The following is a 14,513-nucleotide window of genomic DNA, read 5'->3' as shown; positions in this document are numbered from 1 at the left end:
GTCAGGGTGCTCAGCCCCGCGCGGCGGCCGTCCTGCCCAGGTGCCGCTCGGCGAACTCCAGCTCAAGGCGGACCTGCTTGATCCGCTCGTCGACGACCAGTGAGCCGTGCCCGGCGTCGTACCGGTACACCTCGTGGACGGCGTCGCGGGCCTGGAGGCGCTTGACGTAGTTCTCGATCTGGCGGATGGGACAGCGCGGGTCGTTGACCCCGGCGGAGATGTAGACCGGCGCCTTGACCTGGTCGACGTAGGTCAGCGGCGACGACGCCTCGAACCGCTCGGGGACCTCCTCGGGGGTGCCGCCGAGGAGCGTGCGGTCCATGGCCTTCAGCGCCTCCATCTCGTCGTGGTACGCGGTGACGTAGTCCGCGACCGGGACGACGGCGATGCCCAGCGCCCACGCCTCGGGCTGGGTACCGAGGCCGAGCAGGGTGAGGTAGCCGCCCCAGGAACCGCCGGTGAGGACCAGCCGCTCGGGGTCGGCGAGCCCGGAGCTGACCGCCCACTCCCGCACCGCCGCGATGTCCTCCAGCTCGATCAGACCGACCCGGTGCTTCAGCGCGTCCGTCCACGCGCGTCCGTACCCGGTGGAGCCGCGGTAGTTGACGCGGACCACCGCGTACCCGTGGTCCACCCAGGCGGCCGGGCCCGCGGCGAAGGAGTCGCTGTCGTGCCAGGTCGGGCCGCCGTGGATGTCGAACACCGTCGGCAGCGGTCCGCTCGCGCCCGCGGGCCGCTGCACCAGCGCGTGGATCCGGCCGCCCGGACCCTCCACCCACACGTCCTCCACCGGCACCGAGCCCGGTGACCGCATCCCCGGCGGGTCGAGCACCACACGGCCGGTCGTGGAGCGCACCGCCGACGGCTCGGCCGCCGACGACCACAGGTACTCCACGCTGCCGTCCGGACGGGCCGTCGCCCCCGACACCGTGCCGGGCGGGGTGTCGATCCGCTCCAGCGCGCCCGCCGCCAGGTCGTAGCGGAACAGCTCGCTGCGGGCCTCGAAGCCGTGCACGATCAGCAGGCCCGAGCCGTCCGGGTACCACTCGGCGCTCACGTCGCCGGGCAGGTCCAGGGCGAGGTCCGTCTCCGTGCCCGTCGCCACGTCCCACACCAGGGGCTCCCAACGGCCCCGCCGCTGGTGCCCGATGAGCAGCCGGGTGTCGCCCTCGACCGGCGCGAAGCCCAGCACCTCAAGGCCCAGCTCGACCGCGCCGCCCTTGGTGTCGTCCAGCTCCGCCACCGCCGTACCGTCCGGGCGGAGCACGCGCAGCGCCGAGTGCATCGCGTCGCCGTGCTCGGTGTGCTCGATCGCGATCAGCGAGCCGTCGTACGACAGACCGCCGACGCCCGCCGACTCACGGTGCCGGTAGATCTCCACCGGGGCCTCGCCCGCGCGGGCCAGGTGGATCGTCGTACCGTCCTCGTCCGTGGAGCGGCCCACCACCGCCGTGCGGCCGTCACGGGCGAGGGCGAGGCCCGCCGGGTAGGACGCGTCGAGGCCGGGCACCGCCAGCTCGTCGGGGCCGCCCGCGAAGGGCTGGCGGCGCCAGACGCCGAACTCGTCGCCGTCCTTGTCGTCGAACCACCAGATCCACGCGCCGTCCGGGGAGAGCACGCCGTCCGTCGTGCCGTTCGGCCGGTCGGTCACCTGGCGCTGCTCGCCCGTGGCGCGGTCCCACGCGTACAGCTCGTACGTGCCCGTCGCGTTCGACACGAACAGGGAGCGGTCCGGTGCGTCCTCCGCCCAGTCGGGCAGGGACACCCGGGGCGCCCGGAACCGCTTCTCCCAGTCGGGCACCTCCTCCCGCTGTCCGTCTGGTCCGACCGGTCCGTCGTGCCTCGCCTGCCCCTCCTGCCCGCTCGATCCGTACTCTTCCCGCTGGTCCGGCGCCGCCGCCCCGTTGCTCTCAGTCATGACCCCATACTGCCCGCACCGACCGACACCCCGCTGGCGAGACCCCCAGCCTGTGGAAAACTCCCACAGCGGACCACCCCGTCACACCCACCCTGTGGATAACTTCTTCACACTCTCCGGGCATCCCCGTACCCCGCGGCCCGCTCCCGAGCCCTCGCCCCGTACCGTTGAGGCGTGTACCGGTTTCTGCTGACGCCCCGCTGGTGGGGGATCAACGTCTTCGTCCTGCTCGCCATCCCCTTCTGTGTGTTCATGGGGTCCTGGCAGCTCGGCCGGTTCGAGGAGCGCGTCGACAACCACCGCGGCGCCAGCCAGGAGACCGCCGCCGACCAGCACAAGGCGGCCCGCCCGCTCGCCGAGCTGCTGCCCGTGGACAAGGAGACCTCCGGCGACCGCACCACGGCCACCGGCAGGTACGCCGACCAGTTCCTCGTCCCCGACCGGGACCTCGACGGCAAGCGCGGCTACTACGTCCTGACCATGCTGCGCACCGACTCCGGCAAGGCCCTCCCGGTCGTCCGCGGCTGGCTCCCCGGCACCGCCGACCCGGCGCAGGCCCCCGCCCCGCCGACCGGCGAGACCACCGTCACCGGCGCGCTCCAGGCGTCCGAGAACCCGGGTGAGAACGGCGTCAGCGGGCGCGGCGGCCTGCCCACCGGCCAGACCGCCGCGATCAGCACGGCCTCGCTGGTCAACCTCGTGCCGTACGACCTCTACGACGCCTGGGTCACCCTCGACGAGGCGGACTCCGGCATGACGGCCGTCCCCGCGACGGCGCCCCAGGACACCGGCCTCGACCTCAAGGCGTTCCAGAACCTCGGCTACACCGGGGAGTGGTTCGTCTTCGCGGGCTTCGTCGTCTTCATGTGGTTCCGGCTGTTCCGCCGCGAGGTGGAGTTCGCCAGGGACGCGGAGCTGGGCCTGATACCGGAGGAACCAGCGGAACCAGAGAAGGAACAGGGCCAGGGCCCGCAGTCGGAGACGACGGTCACCGTCTGACGCGACCGGCGCCGTCTCAGACGGTCGGCAGCACCCCGGTCCTGAACACCGTCCCGGCGCAGGCGTTGGAGACCGTCGCGGACACCGCGGGCGCCCCGGCCACCGACGTGTACGACACCGTCACGCTGCCGTCCGCCGTGCCCTCCGCCCCCAGCAACTGCGTGGCCGTCCCGGTGTCACCGCCGGTGGAGCTGCCCTGGGTGCCGGTGCTCTGCGTCGGGCTCGGGTCGGCCGACGGGTCGGTGCCGCCGGTCTCGCCGCCGGTGTCACCACCGGTGCCGCCGCTGGAACTGCCGCCGTTGCTGGGGCAGGTCTCGGAGGGCACCCAGGCGAACTTCACCTCGTAGGCGTCCCCCGACTTCAGCAGCAGCGAGGAGACCTCCAGGGACGGGTCGGGCAGGTTGCCCGCCGCGTCGCCCGCGGTGTGGCTGACCACGCTGATCCGCGTGGCGTCGGCGGCGCCCTGCGCGAGGGTGTCGACGGTGCCCGGGGCGTCGACGGTGCAGCCGTTGCCGGAGATGTTGGTGATCCGGAAGGTGCCGTAGACCGCGCCCACGGAGTCGGGCGGGTCGACCGAGGAGGTGCTGTTGAGCTGGGCCGAGGTGCACGCGGGCGTGTCGGCCTCGGTGCTCGCCGAGGGGCCCGTGCTGCCGCTGGGTCCGTCGCCGCCGCTGCCGCCGCTGTTCTTGGCGCCCTGGTCGGAGCCGCCACCGCCCTGGTTCTCGGTCTGCCCGGACGATCCGCCGGTGCCCTCGGAGCCGCCCTTGTCCTTGCCCTCGCTCGCCCCGCCCTGCGCCTCGGAGCCGTGCCCGGCGATGGAGGGGTTGGCGTCGCCGCCGGAGGAGTTGGAGACGTGCAGTACGGCGGGGATGGCGGTGCCGACGAACAGCGCGGCGGCGGCGAGCCCGACGGCGGCCTGCCGCTTGCGGGCGCGGCGCGCGGGCACGGCACGGCGCAGGTGCTCCAGCGTGCCGTCGCTGGGCTCGATCTCCCGTACGGCCTGCTGGAGCATCCGCCGCAGCGCCAGCTCGTCGGAGAGCAGGTCGTCCGCGATCAGCTCGTCCGAAGCCAGCTCGGCTGAGGTCAGCCCGTCAGAACCGGGCGCGGGGTGCTTCTCGGATCGCTGGTCATGGGGGCCGTGGTTCACAGTTCGGTTCCCGGTGTGCGTGTCCTGCTGCTGCGGCTCATCATCTCCCCGGCCCGGCGGCACGGGCCGCACCGGACGATCGTCGTCGTGCCGCTCGCTCATGCCGAGGCCCCCATGGCGACCCGCAGGGCCGCGATCCCGCGGGAGCCGTACGCCTTCACCGAGCCCAGCGATATGCCGAGCGTCTCGGCGACCTGGGCCTCGGTCATGTCCGCGAAGTAGCGCAGCACGAGCACCTCGCGCTGGCGGCGCTGGAGCCCCTTCATCGCCCGGATGAGGGAGTCGCGCTCCAACTGGTCGTACGCGCCCTCCTCGGCGCTCGCCATGTCCGGCATCGGCTTGGACAGCAGCTTCAGCCCGAGGATGCGGCGGCGCAGCGCGGAGCGGGAGAGGTTGACGACCGTCTGCCGCAGATAGGCCAGGGTCTTCTCCGGGTCGCGGACGCGTTTGCGCGCGGAGTGGACGCGGATGAACGCCTCCTGGACGACGTCCTCGCAGGACGCGGTGTCGTCGAGGAGGAGGGCCGCGAGGCCGAGCAGGGAGCGGTAGTGGGCGCGGTAGGTCTCGGTGAGGTGGTCGACCGTCGTACCGACGGCCGCGGCCTCGACCTGGTCGGCACCGTCACGCTGGCTTGGGATGCGGGCGGGCCGCGCTGCGGGCATCGGCGCGATCACCGGTAGGCCGCCGGGCGCGCCGGCCAGGCCGGGACGGAAGGGCCTGGGGGCGGGCCGGAGTGCCGTGCCGCGCGTCGCCGCTGTGTAGTCGAGTACCTCTGCCACGTCTGTTGGACACGTCTCCCCCCGTAGGGGTTGTACGCGCCAGGCGTCACTTTCCCGCCGGACGACTCACCCGGCGCCGTTGTGGTGGAAGTCGCCCTTGTCGTCGTTCTCGCGTCAGGCAGCACGACCGACGGTGTGTCACTTGCCCTCATGCGTCCCGCTCTTCCCCTATGTCCAGTGAAACGGGCGTCCCCACGCCCGCGAGCACGGCGTCCCCACGCCGTGTAGAGCACGTCCTCAGGCCCCGGAAGGGCGTCCGCAAAGACGCTTCCCGCCAGCCGCGCGGTTGCGGAGGGCGGGGAGCAAATACTCAAACGCCAAGGGGGTTCGGTTCAAGTGGTCCGGACCACCAACCGGATCACATGTGGCCCACACTTGTCATGCCCAGATGATCTTACGCATCGATCCGGACATGGCCAGGTGTTAACCGGCCACCGCGGCGGCGTACCGCGTCCGGACGCCCTCGGCGGCGGACCGCACCCGGGACGCCCTCACATCCGTTCCGCCGCGACCAGTTCCGCGATCTGCGCGGTGTTGAGGGCCGCGCCTTTGCGTACGTTGTCCCCGCAGACGAAGAGTTCGAGCGCCGTGGGGTCGTCGAGGGCCCGCCGCACCCGGCCCACCCAGGTCGGGTCGGTGCCCACGACGTCGGCGGGGGTGGGGAACTCCCCGGCGGCCGGGTCGTCGCACAGCACCACGCCGGGCGCGGTGGCGAGGATTTCGCGGGCCCGGTCCACCGTGACCTCGCCCTCGAAGCGGGCGTGGACGGTCAGCGAGTGCCCGGTGACGACGGGGACCCGTACACACGTGACGGCGACGGGCAGGCCAGGCAGCGAGAGAATCTTCCTGGACTCGTCGCGGACCTTCATCTCCTCCGACGACCAGCCGTCCTCGCGCAGCGACCCGGCCCACGGTACGACGTTCAGCGCGACGGGCTCGGGGAACGGCCCGGTGTTGTCGCCGACGGCCCGCCGTACGTCACCGGGGCTGGTCCCCAGTTCCGTCCCGGCGACGAGGGCGATCTGCTGCCGCAGGGTCTCCACCCCGGCGCGTCCGGCCCCGCTCACCGCCTGGTACGAGGAGACGACCAGCTCGCGCAGCCCGAACTCGGCGTGCAGCGCGCCCAGGGCGACGATCATCGACAGGGTGGTGCAGTTCGGGCTGGCGACGATGGAGCGCGGCCGGTTGCGGAGGGCGTGCGGATTGACCTCGGGCACGACCAGCGGCACCTCGGGGTCCATCCGGAAGGCGCCGGAGTTGTCGACGACCACCGCGCCCTTGGCGGCGGCGATGGGCGCCCAGTGCGCGGAGACCTCGTCGGGGACGTCGAACATGGCGATGTCGACGCCGTCGAGAGCCTCCTCGCTCAGCGCCACCACCTCGACCTCGGCACCGCGCACGGCCAGCTTGCGGCCAGCCGAGCGCGGCGACGCGATCAGGCGGATCTCGCCCCAGATGTCCGCGTGCTGGGACAGGATCTGGAGCATGACGGTGCCGACGGCCCCGGTCGCTCCCACGACCGCGAGCGTCGGTCGGCCGGTCATCGCCCGGTGCCTCCGTAGACGACGGCCTCGTCGCTGTCGGAGTCGAGCCCGAAGGCGGTGTGCACGGCGCGGACGGCCTCGTTGACGTCGTCGGCGCGGGTGACGACCGAGATGCGGATCTCGGAGGTCGAGATCAGCTCGATGTTCACCCCCGCGTCGCTGAGCGCCTCGAAGAACGCGGCGGTGACGCCCGGGTTGGTCTTCATACCCGCCCCGACCAGCGAGATCTTGCCGATCTGGTCGTCGTACCGGAGCGAGTCGAAGCCGATGCCGGCCCGGTTCTTCTCCAGGGCGTCGATGGCCTTGCGGCCCTCGGTCTTGGGCAGGGTGAAGGAAATATCGGTCAGCCCTGTCGAGGCGGCCGACACGTTCTGCACGACCATGTCGATGTTGATCTCGGCGTCGGCGATCGTGCGGAAGATGGCGGCAGCCTCGCCCGGCTTGTCCGGCACACCGACGACCGTGATCTTGGCCTCGGAGGTGTCGTGCGCGACACCGGAGATGATGGCCTGCTCCACCTGCTGTTCCCCTCGCGTAATCGGCTCACTGCTGACCCAGGTGCCCTGGAGCCCACTGAAGCTGGACCGGACGTGGATCGGGATGTTGTACCGGCGGGCGTACTCCACACACCGGTGGAGCAGCACCTTGGACCCCGAGGCGGCCAGCTCCAGCATGTCCTCGAACGAGATCCAGTCGATCTTCCGCGCCTTCTTCACCACGCGCGGGTCGGCGGTGAAGACGCCGTCGACGTCGGTGTAGATCTCGCAGACCTCCGCGTCGAGGGCGGCGGCCAGCGCGACGGCGGTGGTGTCGGACCCACCGCGGCCCAGCGTGGTGATGTCCTTCTTGTCCTGCGAGACGCCCTGGAAACCGGCGACGATGGCGATGTTGCCCTCGTCCACCGAGGCCCGGATGCGGCCCGGTGTGACGTCGATGATCCGGGCTTTGTTGTGGACCGAGTCGGTGATGACCCCGGCCTGGCTGCCGGTGAACGACTGGGCGTTGTGCCCCAGGTTTTTGATCGCCATGGCCAGCAGGGCCATGGAGATCCGCTCTCCGGCGGTCAGCAGCATGTCGAGTTCCCGCCCGGCAGGCATCGGGGAAACCTGCTCGGCGAGATCGATCAGCTCGTCCGTCGTGTCGCCCATCGCGGAAACGACGGCGACCACCTGGTTGCCGTTCTTCTTCGCTTCCACGATCCGCTTGGCGACGCGCTTGATGCCCTCGGCATCGGCTACGGAGGAGCCTCCGTACTTCTGCACGACAAGGCCCACGTGCGCTCCTCGCTCAATCCGTCTCTTTCCGCACGTACGTAGATGTACTGCGGTCGGCTCAGTCTATCGAGCACCCGAAATTCACCCTCCCGGTACCACATGGCGAGACGTCCCGCTCACCCTGCGATCACCGTGGGTTCCTCTCAGTTGCCCGGGGTGCTCGCCTTGGCACATGCCCATCGGGGGCGGGGGCATCCGCAAAGTGGGGGAGGTCACCTTGCCTACGTGGCGAAGTCCTTCAGCGGCTCGGTGTCGAGGGTGAAGCCCACGGGCTCCGGAAGCGCCACCTCGGCGCCGAACGGCTTGTTCACCTTCGACGACCATGAGTACGTCCGCCGTCTCGGACCAATCACCGTGTTCTGTCAGGAACCCGAACGGAGCGAGCACCCCGTCCGGGCGCGCCCGCCCCTTGCGGTACCGCTCGACCTTCACACCACGGTCCCCGTAAAGCCACAGCTCAGGCCGGTGCTGCATGGTGAGCCGCTGCAACCAGGCGATGATGTGATCGTGCTTGTCGTCGGTCACCGGCTTGACCTGGACCTTCCCTTTGAGGAACTCCAGCCGCACGGTCTCCGGAGCATGGCGTTCCAGTTCCTCGAACTCCTCGACGGACATCTGCGGCTGGTGCTCGGTCCTGGGGGTCATGGCGTCGCCTCCTCGGCACCATGGTGCCGTGCGGCAGGATCAGGGGCGCTCGACGCGGATGTGTCGACGGTTCGCTGCCTCGGTGAGGGCGCGGATGTCGCCCGGGTCGTCGGTGATGATCGGCACCCCGCCGTAGGCGATGGACGCGAGGACGACGCTGGCGTCGATGACGTCCGAGGTCTTGCCCTCCTGGCACAGCACCGCCGCCGCCCTCGCCAGACTCTCGGTGAAGGACAGCACCTCACAGCCCCGCAGCACACGGTGGAGAGCAGCCGCCTTCGGACGGGAGTCCCACCCCTGGGCGAGGACACCCGCCGGGACGAGCGGGGTGCTCCCCCTGTCGAGCAGACGGAGGTGCCGCCGGAGGAAGCGCTGGTCGTTCTTGACGGCAGCGATCAGGGCACCGGTGTCGTAGACGACGTGGCTCATGCGCTCCGGCGCTCCTCTCGCGTCTCACCGAAGAGGTCGTCGACCCACGCGTCGGCCTCCGCCAGTTCCTCGGACGTGGGCCATCCGTGCTCCTCGAAGTGCTCCTCCATCGCCCGCCGCCCCTCACGGAGGCGGCGACGCTTGCCGAGGTACTCCTCCAGTGCCCGGCTGACCACTGCCGAGATCTGCTCGTCCTCCTCTTCGGCGCACCGCCGCAGGGCCTCTCCGAGGGCGGCATCCACACTCACGCTGAACTTCACCTTCTCCGCCATATTACGAACGTAATCCGCCGCTTGGGCTGCGGCAACAGCGCCTCGCCGCCGCCCCCCGTCACGGGCGGAACGTGGCCGGGATCGCCCTCTTCTCCTCCTCTTCGATCTCCTTGCGGCACTCGACGCAGATGCCCCTCACCAGCCACACCGTGCGTTCGTCCTGGCCGCAGAAGCCGCAGGCCATCAGGGCACGGGTGACTCGGCCGCCGGTCGGGCGGGGCGTGGCGGTCTTGTCGGTTCGCTTCGGGGGCATCTTGGTCTCCAGTCGGTTGCGGGCGAGTCCGCCCGGGTTGGTCACGGTCGCGGGCAGCCCTTCAGCGCCATACGCCGGTCCGCCGCCCGCAGCTCTACGAGGGTCAGGTGGGCGATGCTGGGCTCGTCGGGGGTGGGTTCCGGCTCCGGCTGCTGTGCGGGCTCGGGCTTCGGCTCGGGCTCCTCCGCGCGGGCCAGGCCGGGGGCGTGGTTCCTCGTCACGTCCTTGCCGTGGCGCTCCCGCGTGAACTCCGCCCACCACTCCTCTGACCTGGGCGTACGCGACCAGTACGTGCGCGTCACCCAGCGCATGGTGTTGTCGTCGAGGGTGATGTGTTCCTTGATCCAGCGCAGGTGACCGGCGTCGATGAGCTGGTTCAGCGCGGTGCGGATGGCCTGTTGGCCATACCGGGGGTGTTCGTCCGCGAGCACCTTGTGGGCCATCGAGTGGCCCTCGTCGAGGTGGTCGACGAAGACGGCTACCTCGCGGGCGCGGAGGCTCAGGTGTGCGAACACCGGGTCCGCGTGCGGGTCTTCGTCACCCGTTGAGCGTTTCCCGTACCCCGTTTTGGCCATGGGGTGGGACGGGGAGGGAAGGACGGGATTAGGGTAGGCGTAAGCCACCATCGATGAGGGTTCCATTCGATGTGTAGGTCCAGGCCCCGGAGCCGGTGTTGGCGCACCGACCGGGGCCGATCTATTGCCGCGAACCTAGAGCGGCTTTACGTTCCGAAGCAAGTCGAGCACGGAACGTCACCCTTTCGAGCTACGAGCCTTCAACTCACGTACAGGCTTGGTTAGTTGGTTGGATTTCAACCAAACCAACCACCCAAAAACCCATGGGAAGGGCTCGGTTCCCGGAGCTCAAGCTCCGGGCTGAACTGCGGCGACGAACGCCTTCCAGGCGGGGGCGGTGATGGTTATCTCCGGGCCGGTGGGGTTCTTGGAGTCGCGGATGTGGGTGGTGGTGCGGGTTTCGAGGGCTACTTCGACGCAGGCACCGCCCTCGCCATCGCTGTGGGTCGACTTCAACCACTTCAGCTCGTCGTTCACTGGTCCGCCACCATCCGCTCGATGAAGTGCGCCGACTCGTACGGGTCGAGGGCCATGCCGCGGATCATGCTAAGCCGTTCGATCTGCGCGCTCACGATTTTCGGATCAGCGGTTAGCTGGCTGACCGAGGGCGCTTCCGTGTAGGCCAGCCGCTCGTGGTCCTTCGTCTCCAGCAGCACCATCTCACCGTGCAGTGCGGCGGTCGTGGCCCGCTTGTACGGAAGCACGTGGATCGAGACGTTGCGCAGCCTGCCCACGCTCAACAGGTGCAGGAGCTGGTTCTCATCCACGTACGAGCCACGTAGGGCTGCCTCGTACAGGATGTAGCTGCACGCCACCATCGGCTTACGGGTGTGGATCTGCTGGCGTTCCACTCGGGCCTTGACCCGCTGCTCAACCGTCTCGTCGTCAAGGGTCGGGACGTGATCCCCGATCAACAACCGTGCGTACGCCTCCGTTTGCAGCGGCCCGGGGATGAGCAAGGGCTCGTACCACCAGAGGCTGATGGCCTCCTTCTCTCGGTCCATGAAGTCCTGGGCCCGCGCGGGGAACTTCTCCCTCTGGAGGTACTCCTTCGCCGCGCTCAGTAAGCCCTCCGCCCGGCACAACTCGTCCGCTACGTCGAGCACTCGCGACGTGGGCATCCGTACTCCCTGCTCCATGGACTTGATGGTGTCCGGGGAGTAGTTGGAAGCGGCAGCGAGTTCCTCGCGGCTCACATTCGCCTTCGTGCGCCAGCGCTTCAACTGGTTGCCGCCGTAGCGCCACGCAGCCGGGGACGAGTGGGAGTTGCACTGGACTGACACTGCGCGCACCTCCGACCGATACACCCCGGCGTGTATCACCCGGGTCACTACCGAGCGTAGCCCGCACCGGACACCGTGTGACCATGAACAACGTGATTCACGCGCCCGACTGGGTGCCCGCCTCCGGTCACCAACTGCGCGTCACCGGCGTGTACTCCGACGCCGTACGGATCGAGGGTGTGCGTGGGGAGGTCGTCGCCGAGCGGCTGATCGAAGCGACGGACGGGGACGCCGGGCCCGTCGTGTGTGAGGTGAGCGGGTTCCGGTGGATGTACTTCCTGCTCGCGCCCGGCGAGGTGCGGCGGCACTCGTGGCCGCTCGGCGTGCAGCAGTTCGGCGGGCGCGGCGCGCGGACCGTCACCTACATCGGCATCCCCGCGCTCGACGGCAACACCTGGCCCCTGCGGTGGTACAGCGAACCGACGGCCACCGCGCCGTACGTCGATCCGGAGCACCTGCGCCAGGCGACGACCCTCACCGAGAGGGAGGCGCGGCGGGGTACGGCCTGACCGTCATGTCGCGCAGGTGGTAGCCCGCGACGTACGCCTCGGTCGCCGTGCGCGCCGCCTGCCTGCGGGACTCCCAGTCGGCGTCTGGGGATCAGCGCTCGCCTTTACTGGGGAGCCGAAGAGCGGAGGCCCAGGGGGCCTGCGATTTCTTCTGCCATGACCGCGCCCGCTTCGATCTCCAGGGTGTCGTCGCCCATGCCCTGGTCGGTGTCCAGGCCGTCCAGTTCCGCGAGGGGCTGGTTGAGGCGGACGTGGGCCAGGACCGAGTGGAGGGCGCGGAGGGTGGCGGAGGCCGTGGAGCCCCAGTTGGAGAAGTAGGAGAACTGCCACCACCACAGGGCCTCCGTGGTGCGGCCCGCGCGGTAGTGGACCATGCCGTGGCGGAGGTCGGCGATCACGTCGGCCAGGTCGTCGGAGATGCGGGCCGGGACCGGGGCCTTGCGGGGCTCGTACGGGTCGAAGACCTCGGAGTAGACGTCGACCGGTTCGAGGAGGCGGGCGAGGTTCTCGCGGAGGCTGTCCACGTCCTGCTCCGGGCCCGGGTCGGGCTCGTAGCGGTCGTCGGGGACGATGTCCTCGTGGGCGCCGAGGCGACCACCCGCCAGGAGGAGCTGGGAGACCTCAAGGAGGAGGAAGGGGACCGCCGAGTCCGGTTCGTCGCCCTTCGCGACCTCCGTCACGGCGACCAGGAAGCTGCCGATCTGGTCCGCGATCTGGACCGCGAAGTCGTCGGGGTTCTGGTTCTTCGCGTGCAGCGTGGCGTCAGACATCTAGGAGTCGTCTCCCCTCGAAGGCGCGGCCGAGGGTGACCTCGTCCGCGTATTCCAGGTCGCCGCCCACCGGGAGGCCGCTGGCCAGGCGGGTGACCTTCAGGCCCATGGGCTTGATCATGCGGGCGAGGTACGTCGCTGTCGCCTCGCCCTCCAGGTTCGGGTCCGTCGCCAGGATGAGTTCCGTGACGGTCCCGTCGGCCAACCGCGCGAGAAGTTCCCGTATCCGCAGGTCGTCCGGGCCGACGCCCTCGATCGGGCTGATCGCGCCGCCCAGGACGTGGTACCGGCCCCGGAACTCACGCGTGCGCTCGATCGCGACGACGTCCTTCGGCTCCTCCACGACGCAGATCACCGAGGCGTCGCGGCGGGCGTCACGGCAGATGCCGCACAGTTCCTCCTGCGCGACGTTGCCGCAGGTCGCGCAGAAGCGGACCTTCGCCTTCACTTCCATCAGTGCCTGGGCGAGCCGCCGTACGTCCGTCGGTTCCGCCTGGAGGATGTGGAAGGCGATCCGCTGCGCGCTCTTGGGACCGACGCCGGGCAGCCGCCCCAGTTCGTCGATGAGGTCCTGGACCACGCCTTCGTACAACGGACTGCCGTCCCTTCCACTGGTCTTTCGGTACGTACGGTAGTTGGCCCGCGCCCGCTTAGAAAGGCAGGCCCGGGATACCGCCGCCGCCCAGGCCCTGGGCCAGCGGGCCGAGCTTCTGCTGCTGGAGCGCCTGCGCGTTCTCGTTGGCGGCGTGGACGGCGGCGACGATCAGGTCCGCGAGGGTCTCGGTGTCCTCCGGGTCCACCGCCTTCGGGTCGATCGCGAGGGCGCGCAGCTCTCCGGCGCCGGTCACCGTGGCCTTCACCAGGCCGCCGCCCGCCTGACCGTCGACCTCGGTCCGCGCCAGTTCCTCCTGCGCCTTCGCCAGGTCCTGCTGCATCTTCTGGGCCTGCTGAAGCAACTGCTGCATGTTGGGCTGGCCACCACCGGGGATCACGATCGGCTCCCTCGCCTTCGGGTCGTCCTGTCCTGCGTACTTCCTGCCTACTTCCTGGGTCGAGCCTACGTGGTCCTTGCGGGGCTCGCCCCGCCACTCTTTCGAGTGAGTCTCGGGTGTGGCCTATACCTGATCAACGCCCTCTTCCGGGCGGAAAAGCGGTGATACCGGCGTCTTCGCCACCCATTGGGCGGTAGGAAGGGTCCCACGTACGTGCCGGACACACCGGACACCGTTGACTTTTTGACCAGTAGGGAGTGCCGGGTGGGTCAGCCGGAGATGCAGCCCGAGAGGCCGCCGCGGGACGGGCGGGACGAGGGTGCGGCCGGGCTGCGGCCGGGCGATCTGGCCGGGCGGGCGTTTCCGCTCGGTGACTGGGGGGAGCCCGCGGAGCGGCTGGACGAGCTGTACCGGTGGGTGGAGCGGGGGGCGCTCCAGACCGTGGCCTGGTACCTCGTCGGGCGGGTGTGGAAGCGGCGGTGTGCGCGGGCGCTGCGGGGTGGGGCCGCGGGTGGGGGTGTCGTGGGGGCCGTGTTGCCGTTGCTGGATCTGGCGGGGGTGCTGGGTGGGGCGGCGGTGTGGGGGTATCTGGCGCTGGTGGTGGCGGGGGCGTGTGTGGGGGTGGACCGGTTCTTCGGGGTGACGTCCGGGTGGATGCGGGACGTGGCCACGGCGCAGGCGGTGCAGCGGCGGTTGCTGGCGTTGCAGTTCGACTGGGCGGCGGAGAGTGTGCGGGAGGTGTTGGGGCCCGCGGAGGGGACGGCGGGGGAGGCGGCGGAGCGGTGTCTTGGGGTGTTGCGGCGGTTCTCGGAGGACGTGGGGGAGTTGGTGCGGGGGGAGACGGGGGACTGGGTGGTGGAGTTTCGGGTGGGGGGAGCTGTGCCGTGGGGGGTGCGGGTGGGGGGTGGGGCTGCCTGTGCTTGTGGGGGGCGGGAGGCCGGGGTGGGGGTGGGGCGGTTCTCTTTGCCGACGTCCGGGAACGGGGCTCGGCCCAACATGCCTCGGCAGCGGCCGCCGGAGCCGCGGTGAGCCTGGCGGCTGGCCTGGGGGTTCTTGGTGCCCGGCGTTAGTGGGGGGCGTTGCGCGCTCCGGCGCCGACCGGAGCCGTCGGTGTGCGCTGGCCG

General features: G+C 70.5%; 17 protein-coding genes and 1 pseudogene. 3 read left to right on the top strand and 15 right to left on the bottom strand.

Annotated features, from left to right (window positions below):
- Nucleotides 1–10: 10 nt before the first annotated feature.
- Nucleotides 11–1,918 carry a S9 family peptidase gene (locus ACFQZ6_RS19705; protein WP_381610987.1) on the bottom strand — a complete coding sequence of 636 codons (1,908 nt, stop codon included), beginning with the start codon at nt 1,916–1,918 and terminating at the stop codon, nt 11–13.
- Between the two features lie 174 nt (nt 1,919–2,092).
- Here ACFQZ6_RS19705 and ACFQZ6_RS19700 point away from each other — a divergent pair, with 174 nt between their 5' ends.
- Nucleotides 2,093–2,917, top strand: a complete 825-nt coding sequence (locus ACFQZ6_RS19700; protein ID WP_381610985.1) for an SURF1 family protein — start codon at nt 2,093–2,095, stop codon at nt 2,915–2,917.
- A gap of 16 nt (nt 2,918–2,933) precedes the next feature.
- On the opposite strand, the gene ACFQZ6_RS19695 is transcribed toward ACFQZ6_RS19700, so the two are convergent.
- The 11 genes and pseudogenes from ACFQZ6_RS19695 to ACFQZ6_RS19645 form a co-directional block, all read right to left on the bottom strand.
- Nucleotides 2,934–4,166, bottom strand: a complete 1,233-nt coding sequence (locus ACFQZ6_RS19695; protein ID WP_381610983.1) for a hypothetical protein — start codon at nt 4,164–4,166, stop codon at nt 2,934–2,936.
- Nucleotides 4,163–4,843 (bottom strand): SigE family RNA polymerase sigma factor, encoded by a 681-nt coding sequence (locus ACFQZ6_RS19690; protein WP_381610981.1) that lies wholly within the window; start codon nt 4,841–4,843, stop codon nt 4,163–4,165. Before ACFQZ6_RS19690 ends, ACFQZ6_RS19695 begins: the two co-directional genes overlap by 4 nt.
- Before the next feature lie 491 nt (nt 4,844–5,334).
- Nucleotides 5,335–6,387, bottom strand: a complete 1,053-nt coding sequence (locus tag ACFQZ6_RS19685) for an aspartate-semialdehyde dehydrogenase (protein WP_381610979.1) — start codon at nt 6,385–6,387, stop codon at nt 5,335–5,337.
- Nucleotides 6,384–7,661, bottom strand: coding sequence for an aspartate kinase (locus ACFQZ6_RS19680; protein WP_381610977.1), 1,278 nt, complete (start codon nt 7,659–7,661; stop codon nt 6,384–6,386). Before ACFQZ6_RS19680 ends, ACFQZ6_RS19685 begins: the two co-directional genes overlap by 4 nt.
- A gap of 372 nt (nt 7,662–8,033) precedes the next feature.
- A pseudogene (locus ACFQZ6_RS19675) lies at nt 8,034–8,276 on the bottom strand (Uma2 family endonuclease); the annotation flags it as partial.
- Nucleotides 8,277–8,345: 69 nt separating this feature from the next.
- Entirely contained in the window at nt 8,346–8,735 is a 390-nt protein-coding gene (locus tag ACFQZ6_RS19670; protein ID WP_381610975.1) for a hypothetical protein, read from the bottom strand.
- Nucleotides 8,732–9,007, bottom strand: coding sequence for a hypothetical protein (locus ACFQZ6_RS19665; protein WP_381610973.1), 276 nt, complete (start codon nt 9,005–9,007; stop codon nt 8,732–8,734). Before ACFQZ6_RS19665 ends, ACFQZ6_RS19670 begins: the two co-directional genes overlap by 4 nt.
- 58 nt (nt 9,008–9,065) lie before the next feature.
- Nucleotides 9,066–9,260 carry a hypothetical protein gene (locus tag ACFQZ6_RS19660; RefSeq protein WP_381610971.1) on the bottom strand — a complete coding sequence of 65 codons (195 nt, stop codon included), beginning with the start codon at nt 9,258–9,260 and terminating at the stop codon, nt 9,066–9,068.
- 41 nt (nt 9,261–9,301) lie between these two features.
- Nucleotides 9,302–9,775 (bottom strand): hypothetical protein, encoded by a 474-nt coding sequence (locus tag ACFQZ6_RS19655; RefSeq protein ID WP_381610969.1) that lies wholly within the window; start codon nt 9,773–9,775, stop codon nt 9,302–9,304.
- Nucleotides 9,776–10,123: 348 nt separating this feature from the next.
- Nucleotides 10,124–10,312 (bottom strand): DUF397 domain-containing protein, encoded by a 189-nt coding sequence (locus ACFQZ6_RS19650; protein ID WP_381610967.1) that lies wholly within the window; start codon nt 10,310–10,312, stop codon nt 10,124–10,126.
- Nucleotides 10,309–11,118, bottom strand: a complete 810-nt coding sequence (locus ACFQZ6_RS19645) for a helix-turn-helix domain-containing protein (protein WP_381618456.1) — start codon at nt 11,116–11,118, stop codon at nt 10,309–10,311. Before ACFQZ6_RS19645 ends, ACFQZ6_RS19650 begins: the two co-directional genes overlap by 4 nt.
- Before the next feature lie 77 nt (nt 11,119–11,195).
- On the opposite strand from ACFQZ6_RS19645, the gene ACFQZ6_RS19640 reads away from it, so the two are divergent.
- Nucleotides 11,196–11,627: a hypothetical protein gene (locus tag ACFQZ6_RS19640; protein WP_381610965.1), complete on the top strand. Its 432-nt coding sequence runs from the start codon at nt 11,196–11,198 to the stop codon at nt 11,625–11,627.
- 104 nt (nt 11,628–11,731) lie between these two features.
- Here the strand turns inward: ACFQZ6_RS19640 and ACFQZ6_RS19635 are convergent, their stop codons facing one another.
- Genes ACFQZ6_RS19635 through ACFQZ6_RS19625 form a run of 3 tightly spaced genes read right to left on the bottom strand, consistent with a single transcriptional unit; the run spans nt 11,732 to nt 13,389 of the window.
- Nucleotides 11,732–12,397, bottom strand: coding sequence for a DUF5063 domain-containing protein (locus ACFQZ6_RS19635; RefSeq protein WP_381610964.1), 666 nt, complete (start codon nt 12,395–12,397; stop codon nt 11,732–11,734).
- Nucleotides 12,390–12,989, bottom strand: coding sequence for a recombination mediator RecR (gene recR, locus ACFQZ6_RS19630; protein WP_093721911.1), 600 nt, complete (start codon nt 12,987–12,989; stop codon nt 12,390–12,392). Before recR ends, ACFQZ6_RS19635 begins: the two co-directional genes overlap by 8 nt.
- Before the next feature lie 58 nt (nt 12,990–13,047).
- Complete coding sequence (locus ACFQZ6_RS19625; protein WP_381610962.1) at nt 13,048–13,389, bottom strand: YbaB/EbfC family nucleoid-associated protein; 342 nt, start codon at nt 13,387–13,389, stop codon at nt 13,048–13,050.
- A gap of 264 nt (nt 13,390–13,653) precedes the next feature.
- Between ACFQZ6_RS19625 and ACFQZ6_RS19620 the strand changes: the two genes are divergently transcribed.
- A complete protein-coding gene (locus ACFQZ6_RS19620; protein ID WP_381610960.1) occupies nt 13,654–14,418 on the top strand; it encodes an SLATT domain-containing protein in 765 nt (254 codons plus the stop codon).
- Nucleotides 14,419–14,513 lie beyond the last annotated feature (95 nt).

The sequence above is a fragment of the Streptomyces flavalbus genome, assembly GCF_042674625.1.
In the GTDB taxonomy this organism is placed as follows: domain Bacteria; phylum Actinomycetota; class Actinomycetes; order Streptomycetales; family Streptomycetaceae; genus Streptomyces; species Streptomyces flavalbus.
This window is presented reverse-complemented; position numbering and strand designations above follow the sequence as displayed.

Bases quoted from the DNA above. Each gene is read 5' to 3' on its own strand.
- ACFQZ6_RS19635 (WP_381610964.1), bottom strand. From the start codon at position 12,397: ATGTCTGACGCCACGCTGCACGCGAAGAACCAGAACCCCGACGACTTC.
- ACFQZ6_RS19665 (WP_381610973.1), bottom strand. From the start codon at position 9,007: ATGGCGGAGAAGGTGAAGTTCAGCGTGAGTGTGGATGCCGCCCTCGGA.
- ACFQZ6_RS19670 (WP_381610975.1), bottom strand. From the start codon at position 8,735: ATGAGCCACGTCGTCTACGACACCGGTGCCCTGATCGCTGCCGTCAAG.
- ACFQZ6_RS19695 (WP_381610983.1), bottom strand. From the start codon at position 4,166: ATGAGCGAGCGGCACGACGACGATCGTCCGGTGCGGCCCGTGCCGCCG.
- ACFQZ6_RS19685 (WP_381610979.1), bottom strand. From the start codon at position 6,387: ATGACCGGCCGACCGACGCTCGCGGTCGTGGGAGCGACCGGGGCCGTC.
- ACFQZ6_RS19660 (WP_381610971.1), bottom strand. From the start codon at position 9,260: ATGCCCCCGAAGCGAACCGACAAGACCGCCACGCCCCGCCCGACCGGC.
- ACFQZ6_RS19705 (WP_381610987.1), bottom strand. From the start codon at position 1,918: ATGACTGAGAGCAACGGGGCGGCGGCGCCGGACCAGCGGGAAGAGTAC.